Origin of the sequence: Faecalibacterium sp. DFI.5.82 (assembly GCF_029076575.1) — a bacterium.
GTDB lineage: Bacteria > Bacillota > Clostridia > Oscillospirales > Ruminococcaceae > Faecalibacterium > Faecalibacterium duncaniae.
This window is the reverse complement of sequence record NZ_JARFIS010001225.1, coordinates 1-255: the sequence shown is the minus strand read 5'-3', so window position 1 is coordinate 255 and position 255 is coordinate 1. Positions and strand designations below refer to the sequence as shown.

At 40.0% G+C, this 255-nt stretch carries 1 protein-coding gene; it reads right to left on the bottom strand.

Features of this window, described 5'->3' with window-relative positions:
• Positions 1 to 255: hypothetical protein (locus P0G09_RS20830; protein ID WP_275253632.1), on the bottom strand; the 255-nt coding region annotated here is incomplete at both ends.

The window sequence follows — 255 nt, the reverse complement described above, 5'->3', positions numbered from 1 at the left end:
AAACTTTTTATGACACTTTGGGCACTCTTTAGGGATTGGTCTATAACCAACAAGCGAGCAGCCACAATAAGGACATTTCATCATAATGAGATGATATACAATGCCGCCAATAACAACTATTGCACCGATTAACAGGCACAGGTTGATTTTGTACTCCTTTGTTGTCATTGCGCCTATTACCACGAGCAATATTCCTGTTACCAAGATGAGACAAGAAATGAAAGCGTGCTTTTGCGGGCTGTTGTTTTTCATATG